This window comes from Campylobacter concisus (assembly GCF_002913545.1).
Taxonomy (GTDB): Bacteria; Campylobacterota; Campylobacteria; order Campylobacterales; family Campylobacteraceae; genus Campylobacter_A; species Campylobacter_A concisus_AV.
This window is the reverse complement of sequence record NZ_PPBR01000064.1, coordinates 1-442: the sequence shown is the minus strand read 5'-3', so window position 1 is coordinate 442 and position 442 is coordinate 1. Positions and strand designations below refer to the sequence as shown.

Annotated in this window: 1 protein-coding gene; it reads right to left on the bottom strand. The window is 37.3% G+C overall.

Translation table 11 applies throughout. The features are described from left to right. A partial coding sequence (locus CYP05_RS04100) for a hypothetical protein (RefSeq protein WP_141090276.1) occupies window positions 1–416 on the bottom strand: 416 nt, incomplete at its 3' end. Window positions 417–442 lie beyond the last annotated feature (26 nt).

Below are 442 nucleotides of genomic sequence, written 5' to 3'. Positions count from 1 at the left end.
ATCTTGCGGGGCTCGTTTTCGTAGCTTTTTTGAGATAGGTATTTGTCGTAGCCTTTTGTTATGGCTAGGGTTATCTTGTCTTTTATCTCGTATTGACCAAACAATACTCCAAAGTCGATCTTTTCAAGATAGAGGGCAAACTCTTTTTTTGAATTTATACTTTTGTTTTGCTTGTATAGGGCGATCTTTTGGGCTAAAGAGTCTATGAGGTGCTCTTTTATCTGCGTTATCTGCGGTGTGTTTAGTGGTATGATCTTTAGATAGTAGTTTTTAAGCGTAAGCAAGATGGCGTTTATCTCGTCGATATAGTCTATGAAATTTGACTTTTCTTTGCTTGCGGAGTGTATATTTGAGATGATCTTTTGAATTTTGTCGTTATCTACGCAGCGGTATTTACCAAAGAATCGAACGCTCAAGAAGACAAAACCGTCGTTTACGTTTA